Genomic DNA, 282 nt, shown 5'->3' with positions numbered 1-282 from the left:
GTACTGAGGGAGTCAAAAGCATTGCACAATCATTAGGGATGAATCATGAAGCTTTACGTATGTGGATTAGGCAATACGAATCTCACGGGGTAAAAGCTTTTGAAAAAACCTATACAGCTTACTCCTCGGCATATAAACTAGACGTACTTAACTACATGAACGAGAATGGGACGTCTCCGAATGAAGCAGCTGTCATTTTCAAAATTTCTTCACCTGGAGTCATTAGGAAATGGCGTAGTCAATTCAATGAACATGGAATAGACGCCCTGAATTCAAAGAAAA

1 protein-coding gene is annotated in these 282 nt (G+C 39.7%); it reads left to right on the top strand.

The genetic code is table 11. The features are described from left to right. Positions 1–38: 38 nt before the first annotated feature. Positions 39–282, top strand: a 244-nt coding sequence (locus WA407_RS26865; RefSeq protein WP_336078745.1) for a helix-turn-helix domain-containing protein, incomplete at its 3' end; no start/stop codon positions are given.

Source organism: Paenibacillus sp. 203 (assembly GCF_037027525.1).
GTDB classification, from domain to species: domain Bacteria; phylum Bacillota; class Bacilli; order Paenibacillales; family Paenibacillaceae; genus Paenibacillus; species Paenibacillus polymyxa_B.
This window is presented reverse-complemented; position numbering and strand designations above follow the sequence as displayed.